Source organism: Amycolatopsis sp. NPDC058340, assembly GCF_042723975.1.
Lineage (GTDB): Bacteria > Actinomycetota > Actinomycetes > Mycobacteriales > Pseudonocardiaceae > Amycolatopsis.
The window spans coordinates 12,545-27,607 of the sequence record NZ_JBHXIB010000053.1; the positions used below are offsets into that span (position 1 = coordinate 12,545).

Below are 15,063 nucleotides of genomic sequence, written 5' to 3' on the forward strand. Positions count from 1 at the left end.
ATCTTTTCTGGGGGGCCGGGGGGGGGCCGGGGGCGGGGTGTCCCGCCCTCGTGTGGGCCAGGCGGTTAACCGTCCTTGCCACTCACGAGGCCCGCATGCACTTCGGGTTCAGCCGACGATGTCGATCTCGAACTCGACGTTCGAGCTGTATTCGAAATCGGCCCACACCGCGCCCGGCAGGTGGTACCGCCGGTGCGAGACCGTCTTCGGGTTGAATCCGGGCGTCTGCATGGGATTCCCGCCGACGCCGACCTTGTCGCTGCCCCAGGCGTAAATGTTGCCCTGCCAGACGGGCGCGTCGGTGATGCCGTCCCCGTCGACCCGCGGGCGGACGATGATCGCGGCCGTCTCGCTCCCGGAGAGGAACAGCCGCACGGACGTGACGGACGGGCTGGCCGGAATGGTCCTGCGTTCCATGAGTTCTGTCGTCGCCTTCCGTTTCGGGGCGGCACCGCCGCCGGCCAAGTGGGCGTTCGTGTAGGACTCGTTGAGATCGACGGCGCTCGCGCGGATGCCGGGGATGTGGCCGGCGTCCGAATACTGGTGGATGTCGTACCGGCCCGCGGCCGGATCGGGTTTCGCGCCGTAACGCGCGATCCAGATGACGAGGTCCCGCACGCCGAACTGGTCGGGACGCAGCATCTTGGCGAGCGAGTTGTTCATGTAGATGCCAGGCCGGAAGCCGTGCCCCGCCACGCGGTTGCAGAACCTGATCGAGAAGTCCCGCTTGCGTGAGTCGGGGATGTTCGGCGTCCCCGACCCCGGCGGGTTGTCCTCGAGGTCGAGCATCGGGACACATCCGGTCGCCCCGAGGCGCCGGACCTCCCCGATCAGCACGTCAGCCTGTGCCTCCGGCGAAGGACTCGCCTGGGCGTAGTGATAGCCCCCCACCGGGATCCCGACGGATCTCGCGCCCGCCACCAGCGCGTCGCCGGTGTTGCGGCCGCCGTTCGGGAGGCCGCCGCCGTCGCTGAGCTTGACGAAGACGAACGTCACGCCGTGGTTCTTGACGGCCTGCCAATTGGTAACGGATTGAAAGCGACTGTAGATATCTATTCCCAGCGCCATCGTTACAGCCTGACGGGTGAACCAGTTGGACAAAAGAGCCTAGTGGGCGATAACTGGTTCGCCCGGTTCGCCCTTTCGGGCGGCACCTCCGTGGCTGACGCGGCTCACCCATGCCCGTACTGTGACAGCCATGGCGTCTCGAAGCCCCTTTCGCTGGCTGACCAGGTGGGCGGACTGGTTCGAAGAGCGCGGCGTCTACGTCCCGGGCGAGGAGAGCCGGGCGGTCGATCCGATGCGTGATTTCGGCTGGCTGATCGTGGCCTGGGTGTCCGGTCTGGCGATCTTCATCCTGTTCTTCGCCTTCGCCGTCTGACCCGCCGCGGATGTGCCATCGACGTGACGGCTGTCACTAGCCGTACCCTTCCGATCACGGATCGGCCACGGCTGTACACCAGGTGCGCCTCAACCCGGCCGTGCCGCTCCTCTCGGCTGCGGAAGACCGTCACCCTGGACTCTTCGGCACTAATACCTACCTCGAACGGCCCACCCGCACCTCCGACTGGAGTAACCGCACATGGCGCCCCCGCGCACCCCGAAGCTCCTCATCGCCGCCTGCTCGCTGATGCTGGCGGCCGCGTGCGGGGTTCCGGCACCGGAAAAGGGTGCCGCCGTGCTCGGTGCGGACGCCCCGGCACAGGGTTTGGCCGCGACGCACGCCGAAGGCGATCTGGCGTTCGGCGCCCCGCACCGGTTCGCGACCGGGGTCACGATCTCCGTTTCCGCGCCGAGGTCGTTCCGCCCCAGCGCGTCGGCGTATCCGCAGAGCCCGCGCGCGGTGGCCTTCGGCATCGAGGTGACGAACGCGGGCGACGGCACGTACCGGCTCTCCGGCCTGTCCGTGACCGGCGAGGTCGACGGGGAGACCTCGTCGGTCAAACAGGTAGTCGACCCGGTGCAGGGATACAACGGCGTCGCGGACGCCGGCAAGGACGTGGCGCCCGGCCGGTCGGTCCACCTGAACCTGGCGTTCGCCGTTCCGGACAGGCCGGTGAGGCTGCGCCTGCAGGTGCGGCCGAGCCCGTCGGAGCCCGTCGCCGCGAAGTACTGCGGACAGGTCTGACGCCGCCGGTTCGCTACCGTGTGCGTCATGACCGAGCAGCGACTTTCCCCCGGCGACAAAGCGCCCGACTTCACCCTCCCCGACAGCGAGGGCAACGACGTCAAGCTCAGCGACTTCCGCGGCAAGTCGGTCGTCGTGTACTTCTACCCGAACGCCGGCACGCCGGGTTGCACGAAGCAGGCGTGCGACTTCCGGGACAGCCTCGCGCAGCTCAACGACGCCGGCTACCAGGTGCTCGGCATCTCGCCCGACAAGCCCGCGAAGCTGGCGAAGTTCGTCGAGGCGGAGGGGCTGACCTTCCCGCTGCTGTCCGACGAGGAGAAGACGGTCCTGAAGGCGTACAGCGCCTTCGGCGAGAAGAAGAACTACGGCAGGGTCTACGAAGGCGTCATCCGCTCGACGTTCGTCGTCGACCCCGAAGGCAAGATCGCGGTGGCGCAGTACAACGTGCGGGCGACGGGCCACGTCGCGAAGCTTCTCCGGGACCTTTCCCTGGCGTAAAGCCTCGTGAGTGGTAAGGACGGTTCTAACCGTCCTTACCACTCACGAGACTCAACCCACCAACTTCCTGAGCTCCGACACCAACGCGCGCAACGCCTTCCCCCGGTGCGACAAACCGTCCTTTTCGGACGGTTCCAGCTCCGCCGATGTCCGCGTCTCCCCTTCGGGCACGAAGATCGGGTCGTATCCGAATCCGTTGGCGCCACGGCGTTCCCGGATCAGCGTGCCGCGCCATTCCCCGCGCACCACGGTTTCGTCGCCACCCGGGACGACCAGCGCGGCCGCGCAGACGAAAGCGGCGCCCATCCGCTCGTCGGGCGTGTCGGACAGCTGCGCCAGCACGAGATCCAGGTTCGCCTCGTCGTCGCCGTGCTTGCCCGACCAGCGCGCCGAGAGCACGCCCGGCATACCGTTGAGCGCGTCGACGGTGATACCCGAATCGTCGGCGATGGCCGGAAGACCGGTCGCGGCGGCCGCGTCCTGAGCCTTCGCGAGCGCGTTGCCTTCGAAGTCCGGAGCGGTTTCGGGTGCTTCGGGGAACTCGGGGACGTCGGCGAGGCCGATGACCTCGACGCCCTCGATCCCCTCCGTCACCAGGATGCGCCGGAGCTCGCCGAGCTTCTTCGCGTTACGGGTGGCGAGGAGCAGCTTGGTCACTTGGCGCCCTTCTTCTTGTCGGGGCGCGGCTCGGGGAGTTCGCCGGGGTACGGCAGCGCGAGCGCTTCGGTCTGCAGACGGGTCAGTTCTTCGCAGCCCGCGAGCGCCACGTCCAGCATGCTGTCCAAAGTGGACCGGGCGAAGGTGGCGCCCTCGCCGGTGCCCTGCACCTCGATCAGGGTGCCGGCGCCGGTGGCGACGACGTTCATGTCGACCTCCGCGCGCGAGTCCTCTTCGTAGGGCAGGTCGAGACGCACCCGTCCGTCGACGACGCCCACGCTCACCGCTGCCACCGAAGACGAAAGCGGCTGCGGGTCGGCGAGGCGGCCCGCCGCGGCGAGCCAGGTGACGGCGTCGGCGAGGGCGACGTAGCCGCCGGTCACCGCGGCCGTGCGGGTGCCGCCGTCGGCCTGGATGACGTCGCAGTCGATGACGATCGTGTTCTCCCCCAACGCCGCCAGGTCGATGCAGGCGCGCAGGGACCGGCCGATCAGCCGGGAGATCTCGTGCGTGCGGCCGCCGACGCGGCCCTTGATGGATTCCCGGTCGCTGCGGGTGTTGGTCGCAGACGGCAGCATCGCGTACTCGGCGGTGACCCAGCCGAGGCCGGAACCGGCCCGCCAGCGGGGGACGCCTTCGGTGACGCTCGCCGCGCACAGCACCCGGGTGTCGCCGAATTCGATCAACACCGATCCCGCGGGCCACCGCTGGAAACCGCGGGTGATCTTGATGTCGCGAAGCTGGTCGTCGTTCCTGCCGTCTTTTCTCGCCACGGCCGCCACTCTAGAACCCCGCGTCAGAGGTCGTAGACGGCGCCCTGCTCGACCAGCTCGGCGGCGGGGAACGCGACGGCCGCCTCGGCGAGCACGGCGTCGCGGTCGGTCCATGGCGCGACATGGGTGAGCAGCAGCCGCCCCGCCCCGGCCTTGCGTCCCAGCTCGCCCGCTTCCTTACCGGACAGATGGACGCCGGCGGGCCGGTCGGGAGAGTCGGTCCACGACGCTTCGGACAGCAGGACGTCGGCGCCGCAGGCGAGATCGGTCAGGGTGTCGCAGACGCCCGTGTCACCGGTGTACGCGAGGGTTTTGCCGCCGTGCGCGAACCGCAGGCCGAACGCCGGGGTCGGGTGGTCGACGGGGACCGCGGTGACCTCGAACGGCCCGATCTCCATGGGCTCCGGCCGCAGCGCCTCGAAGGCGAAGACGTCGGAAAGATCGGTGGTCGCCCGCTCCTCCTCGTTCGCGGCGTACGCGTGGGCGAGCCGCTCGTGCACGTCCGAGGGCCCGTACACCGGCAGCCGCCGCGGCCTGGCCGGATACGGCAACGCCGGATGGTAGCGGCGCAGCACGGTCAGCGCGCTGACGTCGGCGCAATGATCGGGATGGAGATGCGAAAGGATCAGCGCGTCGAGGTCGAACGGGTCGCGCAGGGCCTGCAGCCTGGCCAGCGTCCCGTTGCCGAGTTCGAGCCCCAGGACGAACCCGTCCGCCTCGAGCAGATAGCCGGACGCGGCGGCGTCGGGCCCGGGGATGCTGCCGGAGCAGCCGAGGATCGTGAGACGCACTGTGACACCTTAAGCACGGAATCGGCGATTTTAGGCGCTGGTGGGAGCCAGCACACCCGGAGCGAAGCCCATGAACCGCTGAGCGAGCCTGGTGAACGGTTCGGCGGATCCGGTGGCGACGAACTCGTGCCGCGGCGGGGTGTCGCGCTCGGCGAGGAGATCGGCTTCGGTGAGGACGCGCACGAGGTCACGCGCGGTCTCCTCGGCGCTGGACACCAGCGTGACGTCCTGGCCCATGACGATCTGCAGCACCCCGGACAGCAACGGGTAGTGCGTGCAGCCCATGACCAGCGTGTCGACCTGCGCGTCCAGCAGTGGTTCCAGATAGCCCTGTGCGAGCCCGAGCACCTGGCGCCCGGTGGTGATCCCGCGTTCGACGAAATCCACGAAGCGCGGGCACGCGACGCTGGTGATCTCGACGTCCTGCGCGGCGTTGAAGGCGTCGTCGTAGGCGCGGGACCGGACGGTTCCTTCGGTGCCGATCACGCCGATACGCCCGGAACGCGTGGCCGACACGGCCCGGCGCGCGGCCGGGAGGACGACCTCGATCACGGGGACGTCGTAGCGCTCCCGCGCGTCGCGAAGGCAGGCGGCGGAGGCGGTGTTGCAGGCGATGACCAGCGCCTTCACCCCGCCTTCGACGATGTCGTCCAGCGCTTCCAGCGCGTACTGGCGTGCCGTCGCGATGGGAAGCGGGCCGTACGGGTTGCGGGCGGTGTCGCCGACGTAGCGCAGCTGCTCACCGGGCAGCTGCTCCAGGATCGCCCTGGCGACGGTGAGCCCGCCCACTCCGGAATCGAAGACGCCGATCGGGGCGTCGGCGCTCGGCTTGGTCACCCGGCGAGGCTACCGGGGCCGGTCGCTTTCCTGGCTTGGGACCTGTCGGCGCGCGCCATCAACCAGGCCGCGAAGACCCCGGACAGCGCGCCGAACAGGTGACCCTGCCAGGAGACGCCCGGGTCGCCCGGAAGCAGTCCCCAGAGCATCCCGCTCCAGATGCCCAGCAGCACCACGGCCACCAGGATCTGCCCGACGGCGCGGTTGAAGATGCCCCGGACCAGCAGGAACGCGAGCCAGCCGAAGGCGACGCCGGACGCTCCGACGGTCACCGTGCCGCCTGGCGCGATCAGCCACACGCCGAGGCCGGAGAGCACCCAGATGATCGCGGTGACCAGCACCCACCGGCCGATACCCGCGGACATCGCGAGGAAGGCGAACACCAGCACCGGGACGGTGTTGGAGAACAGGTGCCCCCAGCCCGCGTGGAGCAGCGGCGCCCAGAGCACGCCGTCGAGATCGGAGATCTCACGGGCGACGATCCCCCCGCTCTGGTCGAGGTCGGCGGGCAGCACGACGTCGACCAGCTCGACCAGGTAGAGCAGCGCGGTGAAGGCGAGCGCCACGATCGCGGCGGCCCTCGGGTTCGGCGGCAGGACGCGTTTGGCCGGATCCGCACCGGACGACTCGCTCGCCGGGACCGGCTGGGGAGGCAATGTGGTCACCTCCCCAGGCTACGACGCGGATCGGCGGGATCGCCTCCGTGAGAACCCTGATTTGTCGGTGGTGCCCGCTACGGTCGATCACATGGGGTTCCCTTCTTCCGAGCACGTGAACGTGCCCGCCTACCTCGCGCGACTCGGCCTCGAGCACGAGCCGCCGAGCGTCGACGCCCTTTTCCGCCTGCACAAGGCCCACGTGGAACGTGTGCCGTACGAAGATTTCGAAGTCCAGCTCGGCCGGGTGACCTCGCTGGATCCGGCGGTGTCGTTCGGCCGGATCGCCGCCGGCCGCGGTGGCTACTGCTATCACCTCAACGGCGCGTTCTCGGCCCTGCTGCGGGCGCTCGGCTACCAGGTCACCCGGCATCCGAGCGGCGCGCAGATGCCGGGCGCGCCTGCCGGGATCCACCTCAACCACCTGGCGCTGACGGTCACCGGCCTGCCGGAGACACCCGGCGTCGGCTGGCTGGTCGACGTCGGCCTCGGCGACGGCATCCACGAGCCGCTCCCGCTGCGTGAGGGCGAGTACAAACAAGGCCCGCTGGTGTTCCGGATCCGGCCCTCGGAGGTCACGCCCGGTGGCTGGCGGTTCGACCACGACCCGCAGGGCAGTTTCCTCGGGATGGATTTCGCGCCGGAGACGGCCGTGATGGCCGACTTCGCCGAGAAACACGTCGAGCTGTCGACGTCGGAGGATTCCGGCTTCGTCCGCACGCTGGTGGTGCAGCGGCGCGACGCGGAGGGAGTGGATTCGCTGCGCGCGCTGACCTTGAGCGGCCTGCCGGGCGGCAAGACCGTACTGGAGTCACCGGCCGAGTGGTGGACGGCGATCGAGGACGTCTTCGGCGTGGCTCGCGGCGGATTCACCGGTGAAGAACAAGACAGGCTGTGGCGGCAGGCGGTCGCCCAGCACGAACGTCACACCGAGGGAGGGAGTGAGGCCTTGCCCAGCGCGTAGTCCACGGCCGCTTCGGCGTGCAGCCTCGTCGTGGGGAAGGTGGGCACTGAGCTGTCTTCAGGGCCCACGAGCAGCTCGATCTCCGTACAGCCGTAGATGACGCCTTCCGCGCCCGCTTCGACGAGCCTCGCGATGACTTCGCGGTACCGCTCGCGGGAGTCCTCGGTGACCACGCCGTGGACGAGTTCGTCGTAGATGATCCGGTGCACCGTCTCGCGGTCTTCCTCGTCCGGCACGAGCACGTCGAGGCCGTGCGCGGCGAGGCGTTCGCGGTAGAACGGCTGGGCCATGGTGAACCCGGTGCCCAGAAGCCCGGCGCGCTCGATGCCGGCGGCCTTGATCGCGACGGCCGTGGTGTCGGCGAGATGCAGGAGCGGGACGCCAAGACCGTCGGCGAGCCGGTCGGCGACCTTGTGCATCGTGTTGGTGCAGAGGACGACGAAGTCCGCTCCGGCGGCCTCGAGCGCGCGTGCGGCGCGGTTCAGCTCCTGTCCGGCGTCTTCCCAGCGGCCCTCGGCCTGCATCGCTTCGATCTCGGCGAAGTCCACGGAGTACAGCACGGCGCGCGCGGAGTGGTACCCGCCACGCAGCTCACGGACGCGCTCGTTCACCAGCCGGTAGTACTCGGCCGACGATTCCCAGCTCATGCCGCCCAGTAATCCGATGACCTTCATGGCCACCATCGTGCCAGTGCGAGCGGTTCACGATGGGCCTCGTGAGTGGCAAGGACGGTTAGAACCGTCCTTACCACTCACGAGGCCCGAGCACGGGAGTCAGGCCCAGAGCTGCCCATCGAGCCGCTGAGCCGCTTCGTCGAGCGACCCGGAGTACGCGCCCGTCGAGAGGTACTTCCACCCCGCGTCGGCGACCACGAAGGCGACATCGGCGGGCTTCCCCGCGGCGGCGGCCTTCTCGGCGACGGCCAGCGCGGCGTGCAGCACGGCACCGGTCGAGATCCCCGCGAAGATGCCTTCGTGCTCCAGCAGCTCACGTGTCCGGCGAAGCGCGTCGTACGCGCCGACGGAGTACCGGCCGTTGAGCACGCTCGCGTCGTAAAGCTCCGGGACGAACCCCTCGTCGAGGTTCCGCAGGCCGTACACCAGCTCGCCGTAGCGCGGTTCGGCCGCGATGATCTGCACGTCCGGCTTCGCCTCGTGCAGGTAGCGCCCGACGCCGACCAGCGTGCCGGTGGTGCCGAGGCCGCCGACGAAATGCGTCAGCGTCGGCAGGTCCTTGAGCAGTTCGGGCCCGGTTCCGCGGTAGTGCGCGTCGGCGTTGGCCGGGTTGCCGTACTGGTAGAGCATGACCCAGTCCGGGTTGGCCTCGGCGAGCTCCTTCGCCCGGCGCACGGCCTCGTTGGACCCGCCGGCGGCCGGGGAGAAGACGATCCGCGCGCCGTACGCCTGCAGCAGCTGCTTGCGCTCGGTGGAGGTGTTCTCCGGCATCACGCACACGAGCCCGTAGCCCTTGAGCTTCGCGGCCATGGCGAGCGCGATCCCGGTGTTGCCCGACGTCGGCTCCAGGATCGTGGAGCCGCGCCGGAGCGTGCCGTCACGCTCGGCGGCCTCGATCATCGCCAGCGCGGGGCGATCCTTGATCGAACCGGTCGGGTTGCGGTCCTCCAGCTTCGCCCACAACCGCACGTCGTGGGTGGGCGAAAGCCGGGGAAGGCCGACCAGCGGGGTGCCGCCGAGCGCGTCGAGCAGCGACTCGAAGCGAGCCATCGATCAGCCACCGGCCACGGCGGGCAGGATGGTCAGGGTGTCGCCGTCCTTGACCTCGGCCTCGAGACCGCCGGAGAAGCGGACGTCCTCGTCGTTGACGTAGACGTTGACGAAGCGGTGCAGCTTCTCTTCCTTGACCAGGCGGGCCTTGAGGCCGCCGTGGCGGGACTCGATGTCGTCGATCACCTCGAGCACGGTCTTGCCGGTCGCCTCGACGGACTTCTCGCCGCCGGTGTGCGTACGCAGGATGGTCGGGATGGACACGGTCACGGCCATGGTTTTCTACCTCCGGTGGGTTCTCTGCAACGCAGACGTTCGGGCCGGTCCGGGTTATTCCCGGACGTGGCTGGTTCAGCCGATGATCTCGACGGGCTCCTCGGTGATCTCCCCGTCCACGATCCGGTACGACCGGAACTGGTGCGAATCGGGGTCCTTGGTGGAAACGAGCACGTAGTGCGCGTCGGGTTCCGAGGCGTACGAGACATCGGTGCGGGACGGATAGGCGTCGGTCGCGGTGTGCGAGTGGTAGATGACCACCGGCACCTCGTCGTTGGCGTCCATCTCGCGGTAGAGCTTGAGCAGATCACCCGAGTCGAATTCGTAGAACGTGGGCGAACGCGCCGCGTTCAGCATCGGGATGTAGCGCTCGGGGCTGTCCGATCCCTCGGGACCGGCGATCACCCCGCACGCCTCATCGGGATGGTCACGACGGGCGTGGGCGACGATCTCGTCGACGAGTTCACGGCGGATCCGGAGCACGTCGCCCATCTTAGGTGCTGGACAGAGCCGGTCCATACTCTGAGATTGCCGCCACTCGGCACCTCGCCGGTCAGGAGAAGGCTTCGGGCCACACGTCCCGGTACGCGCGCATGTCACCCGCCGAAGTGGCGGAGAGCACACCGTGCACCATCGCCCGCCCGAACACCCGGGCGGCCGCCGAGCAGAGCTTGTCCAGCACCATCGCGCGCCGCGCGGCCGCGACGGGGCCCGCGCCACCGGGCAGCTCCCGGTCGCCGGTCGCCAGCGCGAACACCGTGTCGCCGTCGAACATCGTGTGCGCGGGCCGCACCGCCCTGGCGAGGCCGTCCTGAGCGGCCACCGCGAGCCGCCGCGCCTCCGCCTTGGAGAGCGCCGCGTCGACCGCGACCACGCCGATGGTGGTGTTGAGCCCCGCGGCTTTCGCCTCGACGTCGCCGGGCCGGTCGGGCCAGCGGACGCCGAACTCGCCGTCGACCTCGTGATCCGCCGCGTACGCGCGGCCGGTCGAGAGATCCACGGCTTCGCCGGCGGCGTTCACCGCGGCGACGACGCCGACGGTGAACTCCCCGACCTTCTCCGAAGCCGACCCGATCCCGCCTTTGAGTGATCCGGCCTTCGCCCCGGCGCCCGCGCCGACGGTCCCCGACGGCACCGGGCCGTCCTTCGCCGCTTGGCACGCCGCGTAGCCGAAGGAGGCGTCCGGCCGGTTTCCCCAGTCACTTCGCGGCAGGTCGAACAACACCGCGGCGGGCACGATCGGCACCACTTCGTACGGCTGGGTCCCCACCGGGATGCCCTGGTTCCGCTCGGCGAGCCAGCGCATGACACCGTCCGCGGCGGCCAGGCCGTACGCGCTCCCGCCGGACAGGCAGATCGCGTTGACGTGCTGGACCAGGTTCTCCGGCTCCAGCAGGTTGGTCTCCCGCGTGCCGGGCGCGCCGCCGCGCTGGTCGACGGCCCCGACGGCGCCGCCGGGCACCAGCACGACCGTCGTCCCGGTCGCCCAGCCGTCGCCAACCCGCTCGTGGTGCCCGACCAGTACGCCGGGAACGTCGGTGATCACGACGTCAGCGACTGGATGAGGGTCTCCTGCACCCACGTCAGCCAGTGGTAGACGCCGAGATGCGGCGCGCGCGGATCGTCTTCGGGCAGTTCGTCGGGCATGTCCTCGGTGACGTCGAGCGCGGTGCCCAGCGCGAGGCGGACGTCGTTGAGCGCGCCCAGCCACGCGTCGGCCTGCTCGAAGGTCAGCCGCACGTTCCCGCCGTCACGCGGCAGGGTGTCCAGCACGATCTTCGCGACGCCGACCTTCTTGTCCAGCAGCTCCGGCTCGTGGATCGACCGCATCGCGGCGGCCGAGTCGATGTCCTCACGGGTGGGGTTGTCCGGGTCGAGTTTGTGGAAGTCCGGCAGCAGCCGCGAGAGCACCGGGTCGTCCGGCGATTCGGTCGGGCCGGTGCGGATCCCGGTCAGCTCCGCGAGCTCGTCCTGCGGCGCCTCCTCGGCGCGCGCGGTGAGCATGTCCTCCAGCTGGCTGACCAGACCGCGCAGCACCGCGGCCTCCTGCTGCTCGAACCCGGCGACGATGGTCTCGCCCTTGCGGCGCCATCCGTTCATGAAGGCTGCTCCATGGTGGCCCAGAGGCCGGCCGCGTGGAGTTTCGCGACGTCGGTCTCCACCTTCTCCTTGGAACCGGACGACACGATCGCCTTGCCCTTCTGGTGCACGTCGAGCATCAGCTTCGTCGCGTGGTCCCGGCTGTAACCGAACAGCTTCTGGAACACGTACGTCACATACGACATGAGATTCACCGGATCGTTCCAGACGACCGTCCGCCAGGGTTTGTCCTCAGAGACGACCTCTACTCCCTGTGGATCAACCTGCGTCTGCTCGGATGCGACAGGCGTGGACATGCACTCCATGGTGTCACGGGCCGGTTCCGGTATGGGCTGGCAGGTCCGGCCATGTGGGTGAATAGGCTGGTGTCATGGGTTTCCCCGAGGCGGCCACTGGCGCCAGCACCGCGCTGCTCACCGACCACTACGAGCTGACCATGCTGGCCAGCGCCCTGTCCGACGGGACGGCGGACCGGCCGTGCGTCTTCGAGGTCTTCGCACGTCGTCTGCCCGATGGCCGCCGCTACGGCGTCGTCGCGGGCACCGGGCGGGTCCTCGACGCGATCGCGGACTTCCGGTTCACCGACGCCGAGCTGAGCCAGCTGGAAGCGACGGCCGTTGTCGACGACGCCACCCTTTCGTGGCTCGCGGACTACTCCTTCTCGGGGAACGTCGACGGCTACCCCGAGGGCGAGCTGTACTTCCCCGGCTCCCCGATCCTGACCGTCACCGGTTCCTTCGGCGAGGCCGTCGTGCTGGAGACACTGATCCTCTCGATCCTCAACCACGACAGCGCGATCGCGTCCGCGGCGGCGCGGATGTCGGGTGCCGCGCACGGCAGGCCGATCATCGAGATGGGCGGCCGCCGCACGCACGAGTACGCCGCCGTCGCCGCCGCGCGGGCCGCGTACCTCGCCGGCTTCGCCACGACGTCCAACCTCGAAGCCGGGCGCCGCTACGGCATCCCGACGCGGGGCACCGTCGCGCACGCGTTCATGTTGCTGCACGACAGCGAAGAGGCCGCGTTCCGCGCGCAGGTGGACAAGATGGGCGCCGACACCACCCTCCTGGTGGACACCTACGACATCACCAAGGGCATCGAAACGGCCGTCCGGGTGGCGGGCACCGAACTCGGCGCGATCCGCATCGACTCCGGCGACGTGGGCCCGCTGGCACGCAAGGCCCGCGAGCAGCTGGACGCCCTCGGCGCCAAGGACACCCGCATCGTGGTGTCGGGCGACCTCGACGAGCACGCGATCGCGGCGCTGCGGGCGGAACCCGTCGACGCGTACGGCGTCGGGACCTCGGTCGTCACCGGCTCGGGCGCGCCGACCGCGGGGATGGTCTACAAGCTCGTCGAGGTCGACGGGAAACCGGTCGCCAAGCGCAGCGCGCACAAGGAATCCCGCGGCGGACGGAAATCCGCGCTGCGACGGCACCGCGAGACCGGCACCGCCGTCGAAGAGGTGATCTGGACGGCCGCCTCGCCGGTCCCGGAACGGGGACCGAACGACCACGAATTGCAGATTCCGCTGGTCCGGGACGGCCGGACGGTGGATGATTTGCCCACGCTGGACGACGCGCGCCAGCGGCTTCGGCGGGCGCTGGTGAGCCTTCCGTGGGAAGGCCTCAAGCTCTCGCACGGGGAGCCGGCCATCCCGACCGTATTCGTCTAAAAGAGACTCAGGAGCAACACATGGGGACCGCCTTGATCGTGGTCGATGTGCAGAACGACTTCTGCGAGGGCGGGTCGCTCGGCCTGCCCGGTGGCGCCGCCGCCGCCGAAGCGATCTCCAAGCAGGCCGCGGAGGGCGGGTACGCGCACGTCGTCGCCACTCGCGACTACCACATCGACCCGGGCGACCACTTCAGCGAGACGCCGGACTTCAAGGACAGCTGGCCGCGGCACTGCGTCGCGGGCACCTCCGGCGCGTCGTTCCACCCCGCGCTCGACGTGGTCCCGATCAGCGAGGTCTTCTCCAAGGGTGAGTACAGCGCCGCGTACTCCGGCTTCGAAGGCAACGCGCGCGACGGCAAGACGCTCGACGCGTGGCTGAAGGAGCGCGATGTCACCGAGGTCGACGTCGTCGGCATCGCGACGGACTTCTGCGTCCGCGCGACGGCGCTCGACGCGGCGAAGGCGGGCTTCAAGGTCCGGGTGCTGCTGGACCTCACGGTCGGCGGTTCGCAGCCGACCGTCGACGCCGCGCTCAAGGACTTCGACGAGGCGGGCGTGACCTACACCGGGAAGGCGCCGGTCCCCGCCGCATGATCCAGCACGACCTCCAGGACACCTTGATCGAAAACCGGCTCGTCGCGATTCTGCGGGCCGCGGACGCGAGCCGGTTCGCCGACGCCGCGACGGTGCTGCAAGCGGCGGGTGTGCGGGTGCTCGAAGCGGCGTTGACCACGCCGGGCGCCACGGACGCCATCGCGACCATCCGGAAGAAACTCGGCGACGACGCGCACGTCGGCGCCGGGAGCGTGCGCGAGGTGTCCGATGTGGACAAAGCGGCGGACGCCGGCGCCACGTTCCTGGTCACGCCGACGGTGAATCCGCTGGTCATGGAGCGCGCGCACGAACGCGGCCTGCCGGTGATCTGCGGCGCGCTGACCCCGACCGAGATCGACCAGGCATGGCGGCTCGGCGCGGCGGCGGTGAAGGTGTTCCCGATCGCCGCCGTCGGCGGGATCGCCTACCTGCGGGCGATCCGGGCGCCGATGCCGGACATCCCGCTCGTCCCGACGGGCGGCGTCCACCTGGCCGAAGTCGCGAAGTACCTCGATTCGGGTTCGATCGCCGTCGCGGCCGCCACGCCGCTGGTCGGTGACGCGCTCACTTCGAGTGGCTCGCTGACGGATCTGGCGGCCCGGGCGAGTGAGTTCGTCGCGGCGGCCGCCAAGTACGTCTCACGCACCTGACGCGTTTCGTCCTCTGGATGCGGTACTTGCGCGTGCAAGGACCGCATCCAGAGGACGAAACGCCGGGCGTCAGGGCTTCTTCTTGCCGTACGGGTCGCAGCGAGCGGTCCCGAGGTAGATGTCGCCCTTCGCCGGTCCGCCGCCCTGCGGGAACAGCTTGATGTGCAGCATGTGCGTCACGAGGCTCCCGTCCGGCGGCGTCGGCGTGACGGTCTCGTTGACCGTGAGCGACGCCAGCGCCGTCCCGCCCTTGCCCCCTGCGATGGTCAGCCGGTAGTTCTGCGGGATGTTCTCCGGCAGCGTGAACCCGGTGACGTCGCCGAACTCGATGTAGCCGAGGCTGCCGTCCTTCGTCGTGCTGCATTTCGCCATGAACGTGCGGACCTTGATCACCGGGCCGCCGAACCTCTTGAGCAGGGTGGTCTCGAATCGCCGCCCGGCCGCCTCGGCGACGGCCACCTCGCCGTTCCGGCCGCAGCGCGACTCGCCGCCGCCGAACCGGGCGAAGTCGCCGGTGGACCCGCCCTGGGTCTTCGCGTTCAGGGGACCGTCGACGTCACACGGCGCCAGCTCGCCGGTCACCACGTGTTCGTCGCCGATCTCCACGTCGAGCGAACCGACCGACGCGGCCGCCGTCGCGGGCGCGGGATCGGCCGACGCGATCGACGGCCCTCCCGTCACCAGCGCCCCGGTCAGCATCGTCACCGACAACAGCCTCGAAACGGGTTTCCTCAT

General features: G+C 69.8%; 21 protein-coding genes. 7 read left to right on the forward strand and 14 right to left on the reverse strand.

What is annotated here, in order from left to right:
• Positions 1 to 108 precede the first annotated feature (108 nt).
• Positions 109 to 1,068 carry a glycoside hydrolase family 25 protein gene (locus ACFWIW_RS35270; RefSeq protein WP_378372437.1) on the reverse strand — a complete coding sequence of 320 codons (960 nt, stop codon included), beginning with the start codon at positions 1,066 to 1,068 and terminating at the stop codon, positions 109 to 111.
• 130 nt (positions 1,069 to 1,198) lie between these two features.
• Between ACFWIW_RS35270 and ACFWIW_RS35275 the strand changes: the two genes are divergently transcribed.
• The 3 genes from ACFWIW_RS35275 (at position 1,199) to bcp (ending at position 2,629) form a co-directional block, all read left to right on the forward strand.
• The gene (locus tag ACFWIW_RS35275; RefSeq protein ID WP_007028251.1) at positions 1,199 to 1,381 is read left to right on the forward strand and encodes a hypothetical protein; all 183 of its coding nucleotides are present in this window, start codon (positions 1,199 to 1,201) and stop codon (positions 1,379 to 1,381) included.
• A 201-nt stretch (positions 1,382 to 1,582) separates the two neighbouring features.
• A complete protein-coding gene (locus tag ACFWIW_RS35280) occupies positions 1,583 to 2,128 on the forward strand; it encodes a hypothetical protein (RefSeq protein ID WP_378372438.1) in 546 nt (181 codons plus the stop codon).
• A gap of 27 nt (positions 2,129 to 2,155) precedes the next feature.
• Complete coding sequence (gene bcp / locus ACFWIW_RS35285) at positions 2,156 to 2,629, forward strand: thioredoxin-dependent thiol peroxidase (protein ID WP_016336780.1); 474 nt, start codon at positions 2,156 to 2,158, stop codon at positions 2,627 to 2,629.
• A 51-nt stretch (positions 2,630 to 2,680) separates the two neighbouring features.
• Here the strand turns inward: bcp and rdgB are convergent, their stop codons facing one another.
• From rdgB to ACFWIW_RS35310, 5 genes are read right to left on the reverse strand one after another with little or no spacing between them, the layout of a single operon-like run.
• The gene (gene rdgB, locus ACFWIW_RS35290) at positions 2,681 to 3,286 is read right to left on the reverse strand and encodes an RdgB/HAM1 family non-canonical purine NTP pyrophosphatase (protein WP_378372439.1); all 606 of its coding nucleotides are present in this window, start codon (positions 3,284 to 3,286) and stop codon (positions 2,681 to 2,683) included.
• Positions 3,283 to 4,059, reverse strand: a complete 777-nt coding sequence (gene rph / locus ACFWIW_RS35295; protein ID WP_378372440.1) for a ribonuclease PH — start codon at positions 4,057 to 4,059, stop codon at positions 3,283 to 3,285. The genes rdgB and rph overlap by 4 nt, the downstream gene beginning before the upstream one ends.
• 23 nt (positions 4,060 to 4,082) lie before the next feature.
• Complete coding sequence (locus ACFWIW_RS35300) at positions 4,083 to 4,850, reverse strand: MBL fold metallo-hydrolase (RefSeq protein WP_378372441.1); 768 nt, start codon at positions 4,848 to 4,850, stop codon at positions 4,083 to 4,085.
• 30 nt (positions 4,851 to 4,880) lie between these two features.
• The gene (gene murI, locus ACFWIW_RS35305) at positions 4,881 to 5,687 is read right to left on the reverse strand and encodes a glutamate racemase (protein ID WP_007028257.1); all 807 of its coding nucleotides are present in this window, start codon (positions 5,685 to 5,687) and stop codon (positions 4,881 to 4,883) included.
• Entirely contained in the window at positions 5,684 to 6,352 is a 669-nt protein-coding gene (locus tag ACFWIW_RS35310; protein WP_378372442.1) for a rhomboid family intramembrane serine protease, read from the reverse strand. Before ACFWIW_RS35310 ends, murI begins: the two co-directional genes overlap by 4 nt.
• A gap of 82 nt (positions 6,353 to 6,434) precedes the next feature.
• Between ACFWIW_RS35310 and ACFWIW_RS35315 the strand changes: the two genes are divergently transcribed.
• Positions 6,435 to 7,307 (forward strand): arylamine N-acetyltransferase, encoded by an 873-nt coding sequence (locus ACFWIW_RS35315; protein WP_378372443.1) that lies wholly within the window; start codon positions 6,435 to 6,437, stop codon positions 7,305 to 7,307.
• On the opposite strand, the gene ACFWIW_RS35320 is transcribed toward ACFWIW_RS35315, so the two are convergent.
• The 7 genes from ACFWIW_RS35320 to clpS form a co-directional block, all read right to left on the reverse strand.
• Positions 7,268 to 7,981, reverse strand: coding sequence for an aspartate/glutamate racemase family protein (locus tag ACFWIW_RS35320; RefSeq protein WP_378372444.1), 714 nt, complete (start codon positions 7,979 to 7,981; stop codon positions 7,268 to 7,270). The two genes, ACFWIW_RS35315 and ACFWIW_RS35320, sit on opposite strands and share 40 nt — an antisense overlap.
• Before the next feature lie 99 nt (positions 7,982 to 8,080).
• Positions 8,081 to 9,031 carry a PLP-dependent cysteine synthase family protein gene (locus ACFWIW_RS35325; protein ID WP_016336787.1) on the reverse strand — a complete coding sequence of 317 codons (951 nt, stop codon included), beginning with the start codon at positions 9,029 to 9,031 and terminating at the stop codon, positions 8,081 to 8,083.
• A gap of 3 nt (positions 9,032 to 9,034) precedes the next feature.
• On the reverse strand, positions 9,035 to 9,307 hold the full coding sequence (locus ACFWIW_RS35330) for a MoaD/ThiS family protein (RefSeq protein ID WP_005165659.1): 273 nt from the start codon (positions 9,305 to 9,307) through the stop codon (positions 9,035 to 9,037).
• A gap of 75 nt (positions 9,308 to 9,382) precedes the next feature.
• Positions 9,383 to 9,799 (reverse strand): Mov34/MPN/PAD-1 family protein, encoded by a 417-nt coding sequence (locus ACFWIW_RS35335; protein WP_016336788.1) that lies wholly within the window; start codon positions 9,797 to 9,799, stop codon positions 9,383 to 9,385.
• A gap of 61 nt (positions 9,800 to 9,860) precedes the next feature.
• Positions 9,861 to 10,853, reverse strand: a complete 993-nt coding sequence (locus ACFWIW_RS35340) for a P1 family peptidase (protein ID WP_378372445.1) — start codon at positions 10,851 to 10,853, stop codon at positions 9,861 to 9,863.
• On the reverse strand, positions 10,850 to 11,407 hold the full coding sequence (locus ACFWIW_RS35345) for a DUF2017 domain-containing protein (RefSeq protein ID WP_007028265.1): 558 nt from the start codon (positions 11,405 to 11,407) through the stop codon (positions 10,850 to 10,852). The genes ACFWIW_RS35340 and ACFWIW_RS35345 overlap by 4 nt, the downstream gene beginning before the upstream one ends.
• Complete coding sequence (clpS, locus tag ACFWIW_RS35350; protein WP_005165655.1) at positions 11,404 to 11,703, reverse strand: ATP-dependent Clp protease adapter ClpS; 300 nt, start codon at positions 11,701 to 11,703, stop codon at positions 11,404 to 11,406. Before clpS ends, ACFWIW_RS35345 begins: the two co-directional genes overlap by 4 nt.
• 74 nt (positions 11,704 to 11,777) lie before the next feature.
• On the opposite strand from clpS, the gene ACFWIW_RS35355 reads away from it, so the two are divergent.
• From ACFWIW_RS35355 to ACFWIW_RS35365, 3 genes are read left to right on the forward strand one after another with little or no spacing between them, the layout of a single operon-like run.
• Positions 11,778 to 13,082 (forward strand): nicotinate phosphoribosyltransferase, encoded by a 1,305-nt coding sequence (locus ACFWIW_RS35355; protein ID WP_240600185.1) that lies wholly within the window; start codon positions 11,778 to 11,780, stop codon positions 13,080 to 13,082.
• Positions 13,083 to 13,102: 20 nt separating this feature from the next.
• A complete protein-coding gene (locus ACFWIW_RS35360; RefSeq protein WP_378372446.1) occupies positions 13,103 to 13,678 on the forward strand; it encodes a nicotinamidase in 576 nt (191 codons plus the stop codon).
• The gene (locus ACFWIW_RS35365; RefSeq protein ID WP_378372447.1) at positions 13,675 to 14,328 is read left to right on the forward strand and encodes a bifunctional 4-hydroxy-2-oxoglutarate aldolase/2-dehydro-3-deoxy-phosphogluconate aldolase; all 654 of its coding nucleotides are present in this window, start codon (positions 13,675 to 13,677) and stop codon (positions 14,326 to 14,328) included. The genes ACFWIW_RS35360 and ACFWIW_RS35365 overlap by 4 nt, the downstream gene beginning before the upstream one ends.
• A 69-nt stretch (positions 14,329 to 14,397) precedes the next feature.
• Here the strand turns inward: ACFWIW_RS35365 and ACFWIW_RS35370 are convergent, their stop codons facing one another.
• On the reverse strand, positions 14,398 to 15,063 hold the full coding sequence (locus ACFWIW_RS35370; protein WP_378372448.1) for a choice-of-anchor P family protein: 666 nt from the start codon (positions 15,061 to 15,063) through the stop codon (positions 14,398 to 14,400).